Source organism: Enterobacter sp. YSU (assembly GCF_016082135.1).
Lineage (GTDB): Bacteria > Pseudomonadota > Gammaproteobacteria > Enterobacterales > Enterobacteriaceae > Enterobacter > Enterobacter hormaechei_C.
The window spans coordinates 2510195-2527858 of record NZ_CP059487.1; the positions used below are offsets into that span (position 1 = coordinate 2510195).

17 protein-coding genes and 1 pseudogene are annotated in these 17664 nt (G+C 48.7%); 15 read left to right on the forward strand and 3 right to left on the reverse strand.

Going from position 1 to position 17664, the window contains the following annotated elements:
• Positions 1-3 precede the first annotated feature (3 nt).
• The 4 genes from H2Z33_RS12225 to H2Z33_RS12240 all read left to right on the forward strand — a co-directional run bounded on the left by H2Z33_RS12225 (position 4) and on the right by H2Z33_RS12240 (position 3000).
• Complete coding sequence (locus H2Z33_RS12225; RefSeq protein ID WP_001052325.1) at positions 4-261, forward strand: hypothetical protein; 258 nt, start codon at positions 4-6, stop codon at positions 259-261.
• Positions 262-490: 229 nt separating this feature from the next.
• Positions 491-1282 (forward strand): hypothetical protein, encoded by a 792-nt coding sequence (locus H2Z33_RS12230; RefSeq protein WP_000774871.1) that lies wholly within the window; start codon positions 491-493, stop codon positions 1280-1282.
• 50 nt (positions 1283-1332) lie between these two features.
• Entirely contained in the window at positions 1333-1782 is a 450-nt protein-coding gene (locus tag H2Z33_RS12235; protein ID WP_000182312.1) for a hypothetical protein, read from the forward strand.
• A gap of 165 nt (positions 1783-1947) precedes the next feature.
• Entirely contained in the window at positions 1948-3000 is a 1053-nt protein-coding gene (locus tag H2Z33_RS12240; RefSeq protein WP_012477420.1) for a phosphoadenosine phosphosulfate reductase family protein, read from the forward strand.
• A 27-nt stretch (positions 3001-3027) separates the two neighbouring features.
• Here H2Z33_RS12240 and H2Z33_RS12245 read toward each other — a convergent pair whose 3' ends face one another.
• Positions 3028-3663 (reverse strand): hypothetical protein, encoded by a 636-nt coding sequence (locus H2Z33_RS12245; RefSeq protein WP_012477419.1) that lies wholly within the window; start codon positions 3661-3663, stop codon positions 3028-3030.
• 613 nt (positions 3664-4276) lie between these two features.
• On the opposite strand from H2Z33_RS12245, the gene H2Z33_RS12250 reads away from it, so the two are divergent.
• The 5 genes and pseudogenes from H2Z33_RS12250 to H2Z33_RS12270 form a co-directional block, all read left to right on the forward strand.
• Positions 4277-5524 (forward strand): tyrosine-type recombinase/integrase, encoded by a 1248-nt coding sequence (locus H2Z33_RS12250; protein ID WP_007897923.1) that lies wholly within the window; start codon positions 4277-4279, stop codon positions 5522-5524.
• Positions 5511-7277 carry a hypothetical protein gene (locus H2Z33_RS12255; RefSeq protein WP_007897920.1) on the forward strand — a complete coding sequence of 589 codons (1767 nt, stop codon included), beginning with the start codon at positions 5511-5513 and terminating at the stop codon, positions 7275-7277. Before H2Z33_RS12250 ends, H2Z33_RS12255 begins: the two co-directional genes overlap by 14 nt.
• Positions 7265-9382: a hypothetical protein gene (locus H2Z33_RS12260; RefSeq protein WP_017384059.1), complete on the forward strand. Its 2118-nt coding sequence runs from the start codon at positions 7265-7267 to the stop codon at positions 9380-9382. The genes H2Z33_RS12255 and H2Z33_RS12260 overlap by 13 nt, the downstream gene beginning before the upstream one ends.
• A gap of 3 nt (positions 9383-9385) precedes the next feature.
• Complete coding sequence (locus tag H2Z33_RS12265; protein WP_017384060.1) at positions 9386-9814, forward strand: hypothetical protein; 429 nt, start codon at positions 9386-9388, stop codon at positions 9812-9814.
• Positions 9815-9904: 90 nt separating this feature from the next.
• Positions 9905-10593 (forward strand): annotated as a pseudogene (locus H2Z33_RS12270) (IS3 family transposase); the annotation flags it as partial.
• A gap of 546 nt (positions 10594-11139) precedes the next feature.
• Here the strand turns inward: H2Z33_RS12270 and H2Z33_RS12275 are convergent.
• Both H2Z33_RS12275 and H2Z33_RS12280 read right to left on the reverse strand, forming a co-directional pair.
• Positions 11140-11448 (reverse strand): ArsR/SmtB family transcription factor, encoded by a 309-nt coding sequence (locus H2Z33_RS12275; RefSeq protein ID WP_032622084.1) that lies wholly within the window; start codon positions 11446-11448, stop codon positions 11140-11142.
• 95 nt (positions 11449-11543) lie between these two features.
• Positions 11544-12668, reverse strand: a complete 1125-nt coding sequence (locus tag H2Z33_RS12280; RefSeq protein ID WP_017384063.1) for an alkene reductase — start codon at positions 12666-12668, stop codon at positions 11544-11546.
• A 259-nt stretch (positions 12669-12927) separates the two neighbouring features.
• On the opposite strand from H2Z33_RS12280, the gene H2Z33_RS23600 reads away from it, so the two are divergent.
• The 6 genes from H2Z33_RS23600 (at position 12928) to H2Z33_RS12310 (ending at position 17649) form a co-directional block, all read left to right on the forward strand.
• Complete coding sequence (locus H2Z33_RS23600; RefSeq protein ID WP_157698488.1) at positions 12928-13338, forward strand: LysR family transcriptional regulator; 411 nt, start codon at positions 12928-12930, stop codon at positions 13336-13338.
• A complete protein-coding gene (locus H2Z33_RS12290; protein ID WP_255212330.1) occupies positions 13292-13864 on the forward strand; it encodes a LysR substrate-binding domain-containing protein in 573 nt (190 codons plus the stop codon). The genes H2Z33_RS23600 and H2Z33_RS12290 overlap by 47 nt, the downstream gene beginning before the upstream one ends.
• A gap of 82 nt (positions 13865-13946) precedes the next feature.
• Positions 13947-14822 carry an MBL fold metallo-hydrolase gene (locus H2Z33_RS12295; RefSeq protein ID WP_017384065.1) on the forward strand — a complete coding sequence of 292 codons (876 nt, stop codon included), beginning with the start codon at positions 13947-13949 and terminating at the stop codon, positions 14820-14822.
• A gap of 109 nt (positions 14823-14931) precedes the next feature.
• The gene (locus H2Z33_RS12300; RefSeq protein ID WP_007897905.1) at positions 14932-15783 is read left to right on the forward strand and encodes a DMT family transporter; all 852 of its coding nucleotides are present in this window, start codon (positions 14932-14934) and stop codon (positions 15781-15783) included.
• A gap of 75 nt (positions 15784-15858) precedes the next feature.
• Positions 15859-16695: a helix-turn-helix transcriptional regulator gene (locus H2Z33_RS12305; RefSeq protein WP_017384067.1), complete on the forward strand. Its 837-nt coding sequence runs from the start codon at positions 15859-15861 to the stop codon at positions 16693-16695.
• 294 nt (positions 16696-16989) lie between these two features.
• On the forward strand, positions 16990-17649 hold the full coding sequence (locus H2Z33_RS12310; RefSeq protein ID WP_007897903.1) for an SDR family oxidoreductase: 660 nt from the start codon (positions 16990-16992) through the stop codon (positions 17647-17649).
• Positions 17650-17664 lie beyond the last annotated feature (15 nt).

A 17664-nucleotide genomic window follows, 5' to 3' on the forward strand; every position in this document is an offset into this window, starting at 1 on the left:
AAAATGAATCTGAACGAACGAAGCACGAGCGCAGCAACGCCAGATTTGAGCCGACTTTATCTCATTTCCGGGCGCATTATGTTTGATGATGATGATCAGGCCTACCTGGTCGAAGCCGACTCCCCTGGTGATGCAGAGGAGGCTTTCCGGCATCATATTGCTGACAGTGCCGACGACTTAGAAAAGGTGATTATAGTTTCCTCTACAAGTTTCGCTTCAGCTCACAGCAGTCGCGTAATTTGTCGGCCTGCCGTGAAGTAATTTCAACTTCCAATGATATTTCCCTCTTTATAAAAGCCGCCGTCTGGCGGTTTTTATTTGCAAAAATGAATATTAATCCTGAATGATATTAATTTAAGATGAGGTAGTGTTCATATTCTTCTTCTTAATATTTTTTCTAAAAAAACGCCTTCAGGTTATTAGTTGGTATTAGTGTATTTGTTATGATCTTCTCATCAAATACATTAATTAAATAATCAAGGAGTCAACTGTGGCAGATAATTATACTCAGGCGTCGTTTATTATTCCCTGCACTCAGGAGCAGGCAAAAATGGCACAAGAAGCAATCACATTCGTTACCGAAGCAGAAATTGCAGAAGGTGAGCGTTTGCTTGATAAGCCACTGACAGATTGTTCTCTGACTGAGAAGCTGATCCTCAGTATTATCGAGAACCACCCTGAGTATGACCCTTCTGAGCCGAGCTTTGGGCAACCATCCTGCCCAGACTGCAATTATGAACTGTTGTTCGCAACAGAAGTTACCAGCAGTGGGCTGGCAGTTTTTCATGGAGAGACCATTGATCTTGACCATGCAATTTGCCTCACAACTGCCGTGCTGTCGGTATTCGACCTCTCGGAAATGGTAACAATTACTGCTGCATTTACATGCAGTAAAAGCCGGACAGATGAATTTGGGGGTATGACTATTCTGGTCACAAAGGATACCCACTATTACCAGGATGGCTGTCAGTTTTCTCGTCTCATGAATGAGGCTCACAAAGCCGGTATCCAGTATGCTCTGTGTAAAGTGACGCATTACCACGGTGAGAGCAGCTATGTGGCAAGCTATGTCCTGAGCTGCGACGTAGCGGATTCAGCCCAGGAGGTCGTTAACAAACGACTGAAGGCATGTGCCGGAAAAGAGCCAGAAGACGGAATCTATATTCTGTGTGAAGAAGACAACACTAGTCTTTCGGTCGAACTCGTTACAGAACTGTCTCCGCTCGATTACGACAAGCTGAGCAAGCTTCTCCCTTCCCTTGACACCCTTTGCGGCGCTTAAGCCTGCCAATTACCGTAGCCACCGGTTTCCCCGGTGGCCTGGAGCCTGCCATGACCAATAAATTCATAGTTTCTACCGTTGATTGTATCAATGAATTTGCAAGTGACGTTCCGCAGAGTGTTTCCTTACGGATAGATACAATGCTTGAACAGCGTATCCGCAAATTGGCGGCATACGTGAAAGAAAACGATCTTCATTTAACTGAGTTTTACTTCTATGACGCTAACTGGTCATTTTGTGGTGAAGATGAAATTCAAGAAATAAAAGACATGGATGAATATAAGCATAGCGACAGCATAAAGCAGGAAGCGATGCTGCGGGAAGTAATGCCATCAGCACGTACGGAATGCCCGGTTATTAGGGTGATGAAAGATTCATTTCAGCTTTCAGCTCTACCACGCCATTGTGGTGATGACATGACTCTTAACACTCCTTTTATTCCGCTGTCTGAGTTGAAAACAAATAATACGGCATTTATTACGCCGCCAACCTATAACTAATAGCTGTGCCGGGTGATTAAATTACAATGGATTATTTTTATATATATTGACATTAAATCCGCGTGATTTTGATTTAATATAATTTCGCTAAATGGTTGCGCTGTAGTTATTTTAAAGTTCTAATAATATCAGTGATGCAGCATATACCGTGGTTCAGGAAAATATATGTTTATTGAAAAAAGCGACTCATTCCTTGAATTATCCTCAGAAGTTATTTTTCCTGAGGCGGCTAATGCTGCCATTTTGAAACATGATAAATGGGCGGATGTTTGGGAGACCCTGACAACCGATGCCGATCTGAACTATACCGATGAAAAGGAGACTGTGAGTCTTTCTTCTCTGGTCATGTCAGCCACATCTGCTATTTATCAGGCTATTACGGACGGCTGGACAATGTGCGTGGGATACAGTGGCGGCAAAGACTCCCATTCTCTTCTGCACCTGTTTCTGATGGCATTGATCAGGGCAGTACGTAACGGCACAAATATCAGCGAACATCATTTCATTCAGATGTCCGATACGCTGATCGAAAACCCTGAGATGCACTATCAGGCTTCACAGGTTCTCAACCAGCTCAGAATGTTCATTGCTGAACACCAGCTACCGGTCACAGTCCTTGTCGCCCGACCGTCTCTTACGCAGAGCTGGGTCGGCCGCATTCTGACTGGGCGCGGACTTCCGACCTGGACTAATTCTTCTACCCGACAGTGCTCAACCGACTACAAAATCGCGCCCCTGCGCCAGGCCAAAGCTCGTTACCTGAAAAACGCCCCGGCATCCGTTCGAAGCAGGGTATGCCTGATGCTGGGCTCCAGGGATGATGAAAGTGCCCGAAGGGCCGGAAATATCCTCAAAATGGGAGGGCAGGCGAGGAAAGTAACCCTGACTGAGCACGGTGGTGAACTCTATCCGGTAAAGGAGTGGCGCACTCAGGACATCTGGTCTTTTCTGATGGCCTGTGGTTCCGAATCACGCTTCCCTTTACCAAGCTTTATGCCGGATAACTTCAGCCTGGCAACGCTTTATAAAGACGCCACCGGGGAGTGTATCTGGTCGCCGGAGAAACCCACTCGAACATCAGCTTGTGGGGCTCGATATGGGTGCTCGCTTACTCTTGTTTTTATGTATTTAGAGTTAAACTCTACTTTTCTATTTTTAGAATTCAAGCTATTCATCGTAATTGAGAGATATCCTTTTAATGTTCAGCAAGCCTGTTAAAAGCACTTTATCTGAACCGCGTTTTGCCTAAATCCTGCTCAATATATACTCTCCCTGAGTTCTGAAATCCTCAAATTCCCCAATCTTAAAGCATTGATACATAGATGATGTCAGATAATGCGCAATCATCTCACCGCCAATATGGATCCGTTCCGGGTGTGGGTATGTCGCCTGTATAGCCCTTTGTTCATTCATCATTACAGGAATTGTCTGCAACAAATCCCCATCCAAGATTTGGCACTCAGGTTTTACTCCTGTTCCGTATTGTAATTGCTCTGATTCGAAATCATGGACTGAGCGATAGGCGAACGAAACGATATTTCCTGTTTCCTCGCAAATTGCGAACTGATAAACACTGGTTGTCACCGTTGAAGAAGAGGGAATTGCATGGTCATGCTTGTATTGTTTCCACAGCCTCCTTAGACAGGCCGATGTATGATAATTGAGATTTTGTATACCTGATACGACCATTCTGGTTGATGCTTCAAGCAACCAGGTGTTAGAAAATCCACCTGCCCCCGTTCCTGCTATGATGGTTCTTAGCTGGGGGATGTAACCTGCTTTGGAAACAAAAGATAACGGCTCCCCATTATCGGTGACGGCAAGGGTATCTGTTACAATCAGTGCTTGTGCTTCGTCTGTATAAAATATCAGTGATGACATATTTTCCTCATCCAGAAAAGACATTACATGAATCACAGAACAGGTCACTACAACCACGTGAAAGGGAGTCAGACCATTTTCCAGAGGTAAATATATTCTTGTGTTTGGACGCGTTGCGGTTCTCTGTAAAAAATATATAGCACAAACAAAAGTCCCCGCAGGGATAAATATAGTTATATGCGCTTTTTCTGCTGGCTTTTACAATTGAAAGTGACAGGTAAACGAAATGTGTTACAGGTTTCTTTTGCTTTTCGTTGGGTTCTGTATATGCGAATTTACCCTGTGTGTTATTTTTGCAATGGACTCAGGCTGTATTCAATCAATTAAGGTTTACTTCTGGCATTAAGATGTATCCGTTGCCTGTTTTTTAAGGGCACGGTTTGTGCCGGGAAATGAAAATCACATCTTAAGTTCTTCACTCAAAGGATTTGTGATGTTTATCACGTATGGTCCGGGTAACGTGTTGAGGTCAATGTATTGCATCGTGATGGTGTCGTTACATCTTTTACTTTCCTCCTGATTTGCATATTCACTCCCGGCAACCTGGTTGTTTGTTTTTTCTTCTTCCGGATTTATAGTGTAGGCATGAGGTGGCGTTTCAGGGCGACAGACTGTGAGGATAATCACTAACATTCATGCGCGTTATGGGCGTGTCAGCAAACTGGATGCAACAGAGCCGAAACTGAAATTTGAACCCGGATTTCTGTATGCTGAAATACCTTATATTAGCGGCATCCAGAATCGAAAACTGAGCCGATATGTACACTTTTATCTTATGGATAAAGCTATCCTGCAGGCCAGGGATTTAAAGCCTTTAGCCCGGGCATTTTTACGCTGGATAAGGTGGCTGGAGGATAACGGACTTGACCCTTTCACCCCGGGAACGTTGAAATACCAAAGCCCTACATATGGCTTCAGGGAGTATCTTCTGGGGGCCGTAAGGCAGGGGCGCATCGCCTCATCCACCGCGGCGGTGTACATCAGCGTTATCCGACGGTTTTACGTATTTCTGGGCAAGTGTGGTGAGCTGGCTGCCAGCTCATTTTTTACGTTGGTCGAAAAAGTCGTTGACGGGCGACGCAAGGTGATAAGTTCGGATCTTGCCATCAGGATAACCAGCACAACAAAAAGGACAATCAACCCACTGAATGATGCAGAGGTTCATATCCTGGATGAGGCACTGAAATCTGAGTCCGGGTTGTTCAGTTTAATGATTGTGCTGATGAAAAATTGTGGGCTACGGCTGGATGAAATGCTGACCCTGCCGTCGTCACTCTTTACTGAAGAGTACCTTGCCAGTGTCCCTGTATCTGAGTTGACCATCAGGGGGCTTCATATTGGTCCGAGATGCGGAGTTCATACGAAGTTTGGGATGACGCGAGAACTCTTCATCACCAGACGATTGTACGAGCAGGTTCTGGATTATCTGGCGGATGAGGAGTATGAAAAGAAGATCCAAAAATGGCGTGCACGACAGGGTGGGGAAGGGCGGCACGAGCCTTTATTTTTAATGGCAAACGGGAAACGGATGTCTGAAAAAGCCTTTTACTCCCGCTGGTACAGTTTTCGCCATCGCCTGGCCCGGTCTGCTCCGGGAAATGTGTTCAGACATAAACCCCATGATTTGCGGGCAACGTTTGCGACCCATTTTTTACGCTCGGCACTGAGTTGCTATCCCGATCAGGCCGCAAATGCGCTGGGTACAGTAAAATACTGGATGGGCCATAAAAGCGAAAATACGACGATGAAATACATCGTCTTTCTTCAGCAAAACCAGATTTCTGATGCAGTCGCCGGGGTCATGGACGCATTGATTGACGGTGCTGCAGGTCGCGATGGAGCCATATATGAGCCGGAGTGAAACGCAGATAACGTGGATGGCCGAAAATGTGCTGTCATGGGAGACGGTCAGCGGACACATCACTCAGCGGGATCTGAACCGATATTATTTACTTGACGTTTATCTTCAGGCTCATTTTTCAGATTATGTGTTGCTCCCCGGATGGTTTAGTGAACATTCGCATCTTGCCCGCCCTGAAAAACGCGATTTTATTGCCTCTCTGAAACGATTTCTTCTGTCTTACCGTCCCGCCGGAAGGTTAACCATTTTCCGTTATCTCAATATGTTTTTTATATGGCAGTCAGTCAATCAGTATGACTATGGCACGGCTGAAGGCGTTGAAATGTATATTAAACATCTCATGAACGATATTCGTCGGCGAAAAATTTCAGTCAGGATGGCAAGACACTACTTGTCCGTGGTCAACCGGTTTTTGCTTACGGGCGGGCAGATTCAGAGGCGGTATGAATATGAATTCTTACCGAAAGGAACGTATCAGCAGCAGGGAAGGGATAGCTATACCAGGAATGAACTTTCCGAGATCCTGAGGCAGTTGTCATCCATGAATGAGTTCCTTGCGGGATGTATCCGGGAGCATATCGCTAAATCGGAAAAAGGGGTGCGGCATTTCTCACCGTCTTTGCTGGCACCTGTTTATGAAGCGTATTTCCGGTATCCGGGAGAGAACGGGGTCAGCAGGGCAGAGATCATCATCAGGGACGTTCTGGAAAATTACTTTCTTACTTCTTTTTTTCTGTTCTGTTACCACACATGGGGAAACACCTCTCAGGTTCTGGGTCTGACGCGGGATGATATACATCTGGATGAAAAGGGTATCAGCACTGATTATGTTTATAAGGGGAGAGCGAATAAGTATATACGTCTGACGATAGGTAAATCGGAGTATGTGACCAAACGTGCGGGCTATTACTGGTTTCTGTCTTTTATCAGGCTCAGGGACGACATCGTTAACTATCTGGTTTCCGCAGATAACTTCCCTCCGGTACAGGCGCTGTTTCTGAGTGAGCCGCAGGTGAAATTCCGTAAGCTTTATTCTCTTAATCCCAGTCATCTGACTAAATTTTCTAACTCTGAGGGGGCGTGGGCCACGATGCGGCAGCTTAATCCCTCGCTTCCATCAATTACCGTTTCTGGCTTGCGCAAAACGTCTGAGCAGTATACGGACAGAACATTAAAGAATGGTCTGATTACGGCGGAAAAAGCACAGCATAACTGGGGCACTTACAGGCGGAATTATGCTGCAGGTAACCCACAGGGGGCGAAGGAAAACTTCAGTGCTGCACTTGATACGCTTATGAATCAGGGGATTGCGACACGTGCGTTATCCGAGCGGGTAAAAGTTGCTGATGAGCTGGGGATCGATCTGCGTGGAAGCGATGAGGGTGTGGATCTTTTATTGAATGGCCTGGGATGTCGATCGCAGGAGCCGCCTACAGATATTGAATTGCGCTTTATAAAAAAGCAAAAACGATTTGGCCGGACACCAAAGGCTTGTGCGGATTTTTCTCATTGTGTCGAATGTTCAAAAAGTTGCGTTGTGGAAACGCTGGAGTCTGTATGGCTCCTGCTGTCATTCAGGCATGCTATCGAGTATGGAAAACCGTTGTACATCGGTTCGGTCAATGCTGTGGAGCGTTATGAAACGTTACTCCTGAAGATTGATTTACGGCTTGGGCTGGTAGATGAGGCGACCCTGAAAAAAGCGCGCGTTAAACTTCAGCGAGAAGGTGTGGCTCCGGTATGGCAGATTTGAAGAAAAAAGAGGTAAGCCGTAGTCGAATGGCGGAGTTTCCTGCCGGAACGCCGCTTCGTTCAGGGGATGAGTTTCCGACTGAGGATATCATCTGTGAGGCACTAGAAAACAAAAGCTTTGAACGTCTGAATAACTGCCTGGTTATCGCCAGCTCAGATGAACATGATATGCGTTTTATCAATGAGGAGACGCTGAATATTTATTTCAGGGATGATGTCTGGACCAATCGCTATGTCAGAACCCATATTGGTGAAACGTTAAGAACCGTTAATTTTTCAGGCATACGGGATCCTGAACTGCGTCTTGAAGCCAAAATCATCTCAGCCAGCCTGCTCTGGATTGTCGGCAGGACCGCGAAGACGCAGTCACTGATCCGGAAATGTGCAAACATTGTGGCGGGAGCCCGTATTATTGAGTCTATGGGGTATCGCAGTCTGTTTCAGCTTCGTTTTCCGCTTGTCCGGAATGCTTTCATTGTAAAGATGAAGGAGGAGGATGAGCACGGCAGGAAGCGTTCTGAAAGAACATTACGTAATTACTTTATGGACCTGGCGGATATCTCGCTGACAGGTCATACCCGTCTTCGAAAATACGGTTACTTTCCTGATATTAGCTTCGACAGTTACAACAGTGTGGATGATTCAAACCAGACATATTGTATGCCTTTCAGTCTTATGATGTCTGTCTGGGAAGGGCTGATTACTGAACTGGATGCTGAAATCAGTGATTTCGATTTTGACGGGTTTTCCCGGCTGTGCGCTATCATAAACGGTTTTTATGATTCGCCTTACTATACGTCGATGCTGGAAGCCCGTAAAAGAGGGACAGCAAAAAGCATACCGGATTACCGGGCCGCGTATTACTACAATATTGTTGCCGGGGAAATTCGGGCGCTTTTCGCGACACTTGGCCCCGGGATGCAGGGCTGGTTCTCGGTACATAAAAATAAGCGCTGGAGATCTGATTTTATTGGCGTTGATCACATAAAGCTGAACACCTGGCATTTTGAGCTGACGTTAAAAGTCATGAATGTGATACAGGCCATGTCGGGGATGAGACACAGCGAAGTGCTTGGCGTGATGCACGGTTCACTGATTTATGATGGTGATATCCTGGGACTTCGTTCGGTGTTGCATAAGTTCGCCCCGGAAGGTGGAAGTCACGAAGACTGGGTTGTTTGTCGCTATGTGGAAAAGCCTTTTCAGCATTTACGCAGAATTAATCAAATCATGACAGGCCTGGACGGGAAGACGCTGGACAATGTTCCATTGTCTTTAAATATCAGGTCGTGGTTCTCGGAGCAAAAACTCTCTTTTATGGGGACGCAGCGCCAGACTGAGTGGGCAAAGAAATTTGTGAAAAGACACCATCTGTTCATCCGACGTGACCATATTGATGAGTTCAGGCTTTTAAATCCAAACATACGTGATGATGAACGCGTTGCGATGGAGATTCGGGAGGGGGCTTTCTGGCCATTGCGAACCCATCAGTTTCGCCGTTCACTTGCTGTACACCTCAGGCGTCTTGATCTGATTTCTACTAATGATCTTATCCGGCAGTTTAAGCACTTAATCAGAGGCATGACGGAGTGGTATATGTCCGGTGCACTCAACGCTTCGCATTTTAGCCGGGCGATCCCTCAGGCATTCGCTGCCGAGATTGAAAGGGTTGATACCGAACTCTCAGCTTCCAGGGCTGTTTCTTATCAGCATGAAGGCCTGCTTTATGGCGAAGGCGGGAAGTTACTGATGTCCCAGAGAGGTGGGCACTTACATCAGATGACGTTTCCTACACTGAAAAAAGCGATGAGCATGGCTAAACGAGGCGGGCAAAAACTGGTATCTCTTGGAAACGGTTTTTATTGCATGAATGGCCATGACTGCGAGTTTAAGGCGGTTGTTCAGTCAGCGTCCTGCAATCCGGGATGTGAGAACATGCTGGCCGGAGCTGATTCTGTTCCCGTGTGGAAACGCAGGATGGCTCATTATGACAACCTTCTGGAGATTGCCGTGCGAAATAATGCTCCTCAGGCTGACAGGGATTTTCTGATGCTTGAGAGAGATTTTTATGCAGATGCTGTCCGCTTTTTTGAAAAGGATGAATAGAGCATGACGAACGAACAGTCGGGGGTTAAAAAAACACAGGCAAGAGCAGAGCAGGCCCTGAGGGAACTGATGTTATCAGGGGAGCGTATCAGCCAGTATGCTGTGGAAAAACGAGCGGGGCTGGCAAACGGCACCCTGAATTATAACTGTCCTGAGTACAGGCAGGTCAGGGAGGCTATCCGCAGTCTGAAAAAAACGTGCCAGGGCACCGCGCCGGTTGATGAGCAGGGCATTGAGCAGCAGATCAAGCTGAAAGAAAAGTATCGCCGTCAGAGAAATGAGCTGAGGGAAGAAATCAAAAAGATGATGGCTGAAAATGTAGAGCTGTTACATAACCTTATACTTTTACAGCAGTATGTCAGGGAGCTTGAACGCAACACCGGGAGGGAGAAAGGGGACGTCATTCCGTTCTCGGGTGGTGTCAGGGACTGAGGCTATACTGAACGGAAGGACGCGAGGTGAATCGCCACGGGTTTAACAGACACCTCAGAGTCATTTAAGATGGCTTAAAGAGAGGTGCCCATGAGCGGTAAGCGTTATCCCGAAGAGTTTAAAATTGAAGCAGTCAAACAGGTTGTTGATCGCGGTTATTCTGTTGCCAGCGTTGCAACGCGTCTCGATATCACCACCCACAGCCTTTACGCCTGGATAAAGAACTACGGTCCGGATTCTTCCACTAATAAAGAACAGTCAGATGCTCAGGCCGAGATCCGCCGTCTTCAGAAAGAGCTGAAGCGGGTTACCGACGAACGGGACATATTAAAAAAAGCCGCGGCGTACTTCGCAAAGCTGTCCGACTGAGGTACGCCTTTATTCGTGACAACACCTGTTGCTGGCCTGTTCGCCTGCTCTGTCGGGTGCTGGATGAACATCCCAGTGGTTTTTACGCCTGGCTTCAGCAGCCGCATTCACAACGCCATCAGGCAGACCTGAGACTGACAGGACAGATTAAACAGTTCTGGCTGGAATCGGGATGCGTCTATGGTTATCGCAAAATCCATCTGGATCTGCGGGACAGCGGGCAACAGTGCGGAGTGAACAGAGTCTGGCGACTGATGAAACGTGTCGGGATAAAGGCTCAGGTCGGATACCGGAGCCCGAGGGCATGTAAAGGCGAGGCCAGTATCGTGTCGCCCAACAAGCTCCAGCGACAGTTCAATCCGGATGCTCCGGATGAGCGTTGGGTAATCACAGCGTGGTTTCCTCAAACCCTCGCTGTGAATTAACTGAAATACTTCATTGAAGCTGTAACCAAACAGTTAACTGAAACAATGAGCCCGCAGAGCATTGCACAGCGATGACACCATTTGTTGAGCTTCACCGTTTTCGCATACAACCGTCCGGGATTTGGAAAAGCACTGTCTTTTTGTACTGACCGATCATGATTAAGTGACACCTCTTCGAAAAAGAGAGCGCGATGAGCGATTAATATATGGCTCGAAAGACAATTATGTTGGGCTTTTATGACCGCTGTCAGAGGTATTATCTTACCCGGACGGCAACAGGGTCGGAATGTCATCAGCGGCACTGTAACAAGCTATCCGCCATCTTAAATATCTGCAGGTCCTTTCACCGAGTATGCACACCAACCGACAGAGTGATTTGACCCAAACTGGTGGATATTTTGCAAAACTATTAGCCTCTTATGACCGGTCTGCAGCCTGATATTGAGGAATTAGTGCGCTTTCATGGAATGCCTGCCGGGATCGCAAGTACGAACCCCCGGTACTGTTACACTGAATGTGCTCAGTCCTGTATCAGATTGTATTTTTCAGCAACTCAAGAACAACCCTTATTTTATCATTGTCACGTTTGTAGTACGTCCAGGGACCGATGCGCTGAGAAGTAACAAGTTGTGCCCGTTGAAGAGCTGAGAGGTAAAGAGAAACGGTAGACTGTGAGAGCCCGACCTTTTCCTGAATGATACTGACACACACACCGAACTCGTCCGCATCAGCATAAGGCTGATGGAAGTGTATTTTCGGTTCCTTGAGCATATACAGAATTTTTCTTCTAACAGGGTTTCCCAGCGCCTTAATCACGTCATTCAAATCAATATCAGGCATAAACTCTGTCACTTGTCGCATTGAGGAATTGCAATGTTACGATACTTCTCTACGTTAAGCATCAGCTTTTGAAAAGCTGATGCTCATAAGAATGGTTAGCCAAAGGCGGGATAATCTGTGTAGCCTTTTGCCGTTCCACCATACATGGTTGTTGGATCGACCGGATTCAGTGGCCATTCATGATAAAGGCGCTGCGGTAAATCCGGATTAGCTATGAACGGGCGGCCAAATCCGATAATGTCTCCCCAGCCAGCACCGATAATCCGTTCGGCTTTTTCTTGCGTATATCGCCCGGCATACATAATTACACCGCTGAATAATTTACGGACTTCAGCTCTGAATGCTTCAGGCAATTCGGGAGCATCATCCCAGTCGGCTTCAGCAAGAGAAATATAGGCTATTCCGATTTCTTCAAGAATTTTAACGGCTTCGGTATAGGTTTCATGGGGATCATCTTCCACCAGGCCAAGATAGACCCTTACTTCATCCGTGGTCTGAAAGAGCGGAGCAAAACGGACTCCCACACGGTCTTTACCGACCACATCAGCGACAGCCTGCGTCACTTCGCGCAGAAACCGCAGCCGGTTATGTAATGAGCCACCATATTCATCCTCTCTTTTGTTGCTATGGGATGACATGAACTGGTTAACCAGGTATCCATTTGCACAGTGAATTTCCACACCGTCAAAACCGGCATCAAGGGCGTTCTGAGCTGCCCCGGCGTACATCCTGACAATCTCACTAATTTCCTCTTTTTCCAGTGCGCGGGGGCAGGAAGCGGTAGCCAGCGCCCCCTCTCCCGGCCCGGTTTCGATGAATACCTTAACGTTTTCCCCTGCCGGTATCGCCGACGGAGCGACAGGCGAGGCGTTACCTGGCTGCAGGGAGTTATGGGATACTCTTCCGACATGCCAGAGCTGGGCAAAAATGATGCCTTCTTTTTCATGCACTGCCCGCGTCACTTTCTTCCAGCCTTCCACTTGCCGTGAGCTGTAGATCCCCGGGGTCCACGCATAACCCTGCCCACGAGGTTCGATTTGTGTTCCTTCGGTCACCATAAACCCGGCACTGCTGCGCTGTGCGTAATATTCAGCCATCAGTTCGTTCGGAATATCACCCGGTTGTGAGCTCCGTGAGCGGGTTAAAGGCGGAAGTACAACACGATTCTTCAGGGTGTAGGGACCTAGTCTGGTGGGAGAGAACAGGTTTTTCGTCTTCATTACATATCCTGATATAGCGAATTTTCAATATCACTGAAACGCCATGTCTCAGCATTTACGACCTGGCATGTCGTCGTTCGGCCGATGTAGCCGCAGAACCACGACACTTTATTCCACATATTGAGATTTACCAATATCTAGATTTATAAAAATTATGATCGGATGAGCGGAACGGGGGGTTGCCTGATGGCTCACAGAATCGGCATCATGAACCTAAATGGTTCTGATAATGTTATCGGAGATCCTGAACGGGAACGGTATGCGTCACGATTTTAATGACTATGTTGCATTCATGGCAGTAGCACAGGAGTGCAGTTTTTCACGGGCTGCTGTCCGCCTCGGGATTTCGGCATCCACGCTTTCACACACGATACGTCGTCTCGAGGAGCGCGTTGGCATGCCGTTACTTATGCGTACAACCAGGCGGGTGGCTGTCACCGAAGCCGGTAAACAATTATTACTGACGCTTGAACCCGGTCTTGCGCGCATTGAAGCGGGCGTGACAGCTCTTCAGAGACTGCGCCATACACCGGCTGGGCTGGTCAGACTTACGGTATCAGATCACATGATTCATGAATGTCTCTGGCCACGATTGTCACCGTTACTAAAAAAAATATTCGGATATCAAGGTGGAAATGTCGCAGCAGAACGGTTTTGTCGACATTGTTGAGGGCAATTTTGATGCCGGAGTCCGAATTGGTGATGACATATTAAAGGATATGGTGGCCGTCCGAATCGCACCGGACATACGGTTTGTCGTCATTGGATCGTCCACCTATCTTGCAGAAAGAGGTCTGCCGCTACATCCCTCTCAGCTGGAAAAACATGACTGCATCAATATACGTCTGTCACCCACAGGCCCGCTGTATGGCTGGGAATTTGTCAGGCAGGGGGAGAATATTGTGAAAAAAGTGGACGGGCAGCTTACTTTTTCAAGCATTTATCCAATGCTTCATGCAGTAAAAGATGGCTACGGCCTGGCCTACCTGCCGGAGTCTTCTGCCCTGGCGGGGATTGAGGCGGGACACTATTGTCGGGTGCTTGAGGACTGGTCAGAGGCTTTTCCCGCCGACATGATAATTCCAATAATGTCCATTACAGGCTCCGGTAAAGATAATACCGACACCTTACATGAGAAAGGCAAAAGCAATATAACCTGCTGTGCTCCGGATTTTAAGAATGAGCGGTTTACGTAGCAGGATGAGCAGTTCGAACCAGAAATTTCGTTACTATTGCTAAAGTAAAACCTGATGACCTCTAATCGTAACGGAGACCAATATGACTTCACAACTGAACTGGCAGGCCCCGGCTATCAATCGCAAAAAAGTAGGTGACATGACTGTGACCATGCTGAGTGATGGCTATCTGGACGTATCTTTTGAGCTGCTGTCTGGTATTGACGGCTCACGTGCCGAGGATTTACTGCAGAAGCGCGGTGTGCCAGCAGTACCCCGTATTAATATCAACGTCTACGTTATCCAGACGCCTGAGCGAACCATCCTGATTGACAGTGGTGCCGGAGGTATTAATGGCTGGGGCGGTCGGCTTCAGGTAGCCCTGGCCGCGGCAGGCATTGACCCGCTTCAGATTGATACCCTTCTCCTGACTCACGCGCATCCTGACCATATCGGCGGGCTTGCAGGCCCCCTGCAGACTCCCGTTTTCCGCAATGTTCAGCAGTTGTTTGTGCATGAGAAAGAACTCGCTTTCTGGCGTGATGAAACCATTTCCGCTGGCGCGCCTGACGCATTCAAGCCGTTCTTTGAAGTAGCAAGGAACGCCTTCAGCGCTTATGACGACAAACTGGTGCCATTCCGCGAGGAAGCGATTTTACCAGGTATTCAGACTGTACCGCTGTTCGGCCATACGCCAGGACATACCGGTTATCTGCTGGGTGATGAAAAAGAGTCGCTGCTCATCTGGGGTGATATTGTTCACTTCCCACACATTCAGGTTGCTCAGCCTGACGTTACTATCGCGTTCGACAGCGATCCTGCGGCGGCGGCGGCCATCCGTAGCAAAGTGCTTGACCGCGCAGCGAGCGATAACCTGGCTGTCAGTGGTATGCACTTCAACCTGCCTACTACCGGTAAGGTTATCCGTGAAGGTAACAGCTTCGCACTGAATTACGACCTGTGGTCACCCGCAGTCTGATCACCTTCCTTCCCGGTGCACACAATAGTGACCGGGAAGAGATCCCCTTTCATATCGCCCGACAAGAACCCACCTGCAATACTATGAATATCACTGCCTCACAAAAAAAATGGCTCATTACTCTTGCGCCCTGGCTTTTTGTATTCCTCTGGAGTCAGGGTTTGTCGCAGCCAAATTTACCGTGCAGTACAGCGCGCCGTTTCATCTTTTATTCCTGCGTGGCGCATTTTCCTGTCTGGTCCTTCTGCTGCTTACACTGGGGTTCAGGGCCCGTTTTCCGTCCGGCAGAGGAATGGTTCGCAACCTGATTGTCGGACTTTTCCTGCAGAGCTTCTTTCTGGGCGGATGCTTTTATGCCATCCATCGTGGCATGCCGTCAGGCATTGCGGCGCTCATCACCGGCCTGCAGCCGGTACTGACTGCAATACTGGTTTCACTCATGCACCGTCAGTCCCTGCATCCCCGGAAATGGCTGGGTATTGCGATTGGCTTTGCGGGCGTTTTCTTGGTGCTATCGCCAGGGCAGCATAGTTTTGCACTGGATCCTGTGGCTTTTGGGTCGGTCATGCTGGGGTTATTTGGCGTAACGATCGGAGCGCTTTATCAGCGCCGTGCTCAGGGAGATGGACATATCTTTGCGAACACGTTTTTACAGTACGTCACTTTGACAATATCGATGGGTGCAATTAGCCTGATGTTCGAATCTGCTCCGACGCAGTGGAGCTTATCATTTGCGCTGGGTCTGGGCTGGCTGGTTATTGGCGTATCGGTTCTGGCGATTATGTTGCTGATTTTTATGATACGAAGCGGTGAAGCAACCAAAGTCGCTACTTACTTTTACCTGGTTCCCATTCTCACGGCAGCTGAAGCGTGGTTGCTGTTTGGAGAGGCCATTACATTGCCTATGCTTGTGGGTATGGCAGTAACTATAATCGGCCTGATTTTTGTCATCCGGGAATAGACAACCGCACGCGTCGCTGTATGCTTTTGTATATGGCGACGTATAATAGCGGTCAAAGTCAAATTCCGGATGAATATGCAAACAGTCAGCTTTTCCGATTCTCCCGTTGATGATCTCCTCGCTGAGCTTCTTACCCTGGCACGCTCCCGTTTTCCACTTCCCTGCGATTGCCTTCGCGCAGAACAGACGCATCAGGTAAAGAAGTTCGAGGTGGAAGGTGCGACCCTTTCCTTCCCGCTGGAAGGAGAATTCCGGTATCGTGAAAATGAGAAATGGCACCGGGTGATCCCGGGCGAGATTATGGTCGTCCCGAATGCCCGTAGCATCGATATAGAATATGCCCCTTCAGAACAAAGTGGTGAGTTTGTCGCCCTGAGCGTGGTGCTCGCGGAGGAACAGCTTGAAGCAGCCAGGCTGTTACTTGCCGCACCACCACCACAGGACACCGGCAGCATCGCAGCCATTTCCGTATCAGCTCTTCTTTCACCCCTTAACCGCTGGACAGCCGCAATGCGGGAAGGGAAGCGTCCGCTTTCCCTGCACGCCATGGTTGAAGTGGTGCTCTGGCTTTATGGCATGGGATACCATGCTTTGCTGCGAGCCCGGCAGCCAAGTCTGGCCATGAAAATCCGTCAGATGGTAGCGGACAAACCGGCTCATCCCTGGAGTGCTGCTGAAATTGAAGATCTGACGGGACTCAGTGGCCCCACGCTTCGGCGCCACCTGGCCAGTGAGTCAACCAGCTTACGCTCAGTTATCGCCGATGCACGTATCGCGGAGGCTCTCCGCCTGCTGATGACATCGACGCTGCCGGTAAAAACGGTCGCGGGGCGGGTGGGTTACAATTCAGTATCGAGCTTCAGCAGGCAGTTTTCTGAACGCTATGGAATCGAACCTTCAGGGTTCCGCTGACTTCAGTTCGTTCAAGGTACACATTGCGTCCCTCGCACTTCAGTAACTTGCGTGGATCTTTCGAATATAACGGAAGATATTGGCCGGCATTGCGTGTAACCGGTTCAGGAGTTCTCATCGTGACGGGAGAGCTAAATCGGTACGGCTGTTGTTCTCAGCTATAAGAACAACTGAGTATCTGACCAGCTGTCTGGTGCTGGCAGCAGCATGCAGTGCAATCGGTCAGGCTCAAAGGAACTGACCTGATGTCAGGTTATAATTTCGGACACATCATAACCCCAGAAGGAGACAACTGTGGTTCATGTTTTCATTATCGGTGGTGCAGGCAAAATCGGCCAGCGTCTGTGCAGGATCCTTTCAGGAAGGGGGCATGCTGTTCGTGCCCTCTACCGTAAGCCAGAGCAGCAGGCATTGCTAGGCGAGCTGGGTGCTGAGCCCGTCAGTGGGAGCCTGACAGAGCTGGATGCAGCTGCGCTGGCGATGCACTTTGCAGGTAGTGATACAGTGGTGTTTACTGCCGGTGCCGGCGGTAAGGGGGGGCAGGAGATGACCAATGCGGTCGACGGCGAAGGGCTGAAAAAGTCGGTAGCTGCCGCCCTCAGTGCCGGTGTGTCTCGCTTTCTGCTCGTTTCTGCATTCCCGGAGTCCGCACGGGGAGAAACCACTTCTGAATCATTCGAAAATTATATGCGTGTTAAAAAAATGGCCGATGTGGAACTAGCACAAAGCGAGCTTGACTGGGTGATCCTGCGCCCCGGCGCGCTGCAGGATAAGACTGGTACGGGTTATGTACGTGCCGGCCTGGCCATCCCGTATGGTAACGTGCCCCGTGATGACGTGGCGGCTACGCTGGCTGAACTCATTGAGCAACCTGCCGTCAGCCGCGTCATCATTGAGCTGACGTCTGGCGATGCTCCTGTCCGTGAAGCCATACAGAAGCTGGCGGGCCGATAAAAGGCAGCGCACGTA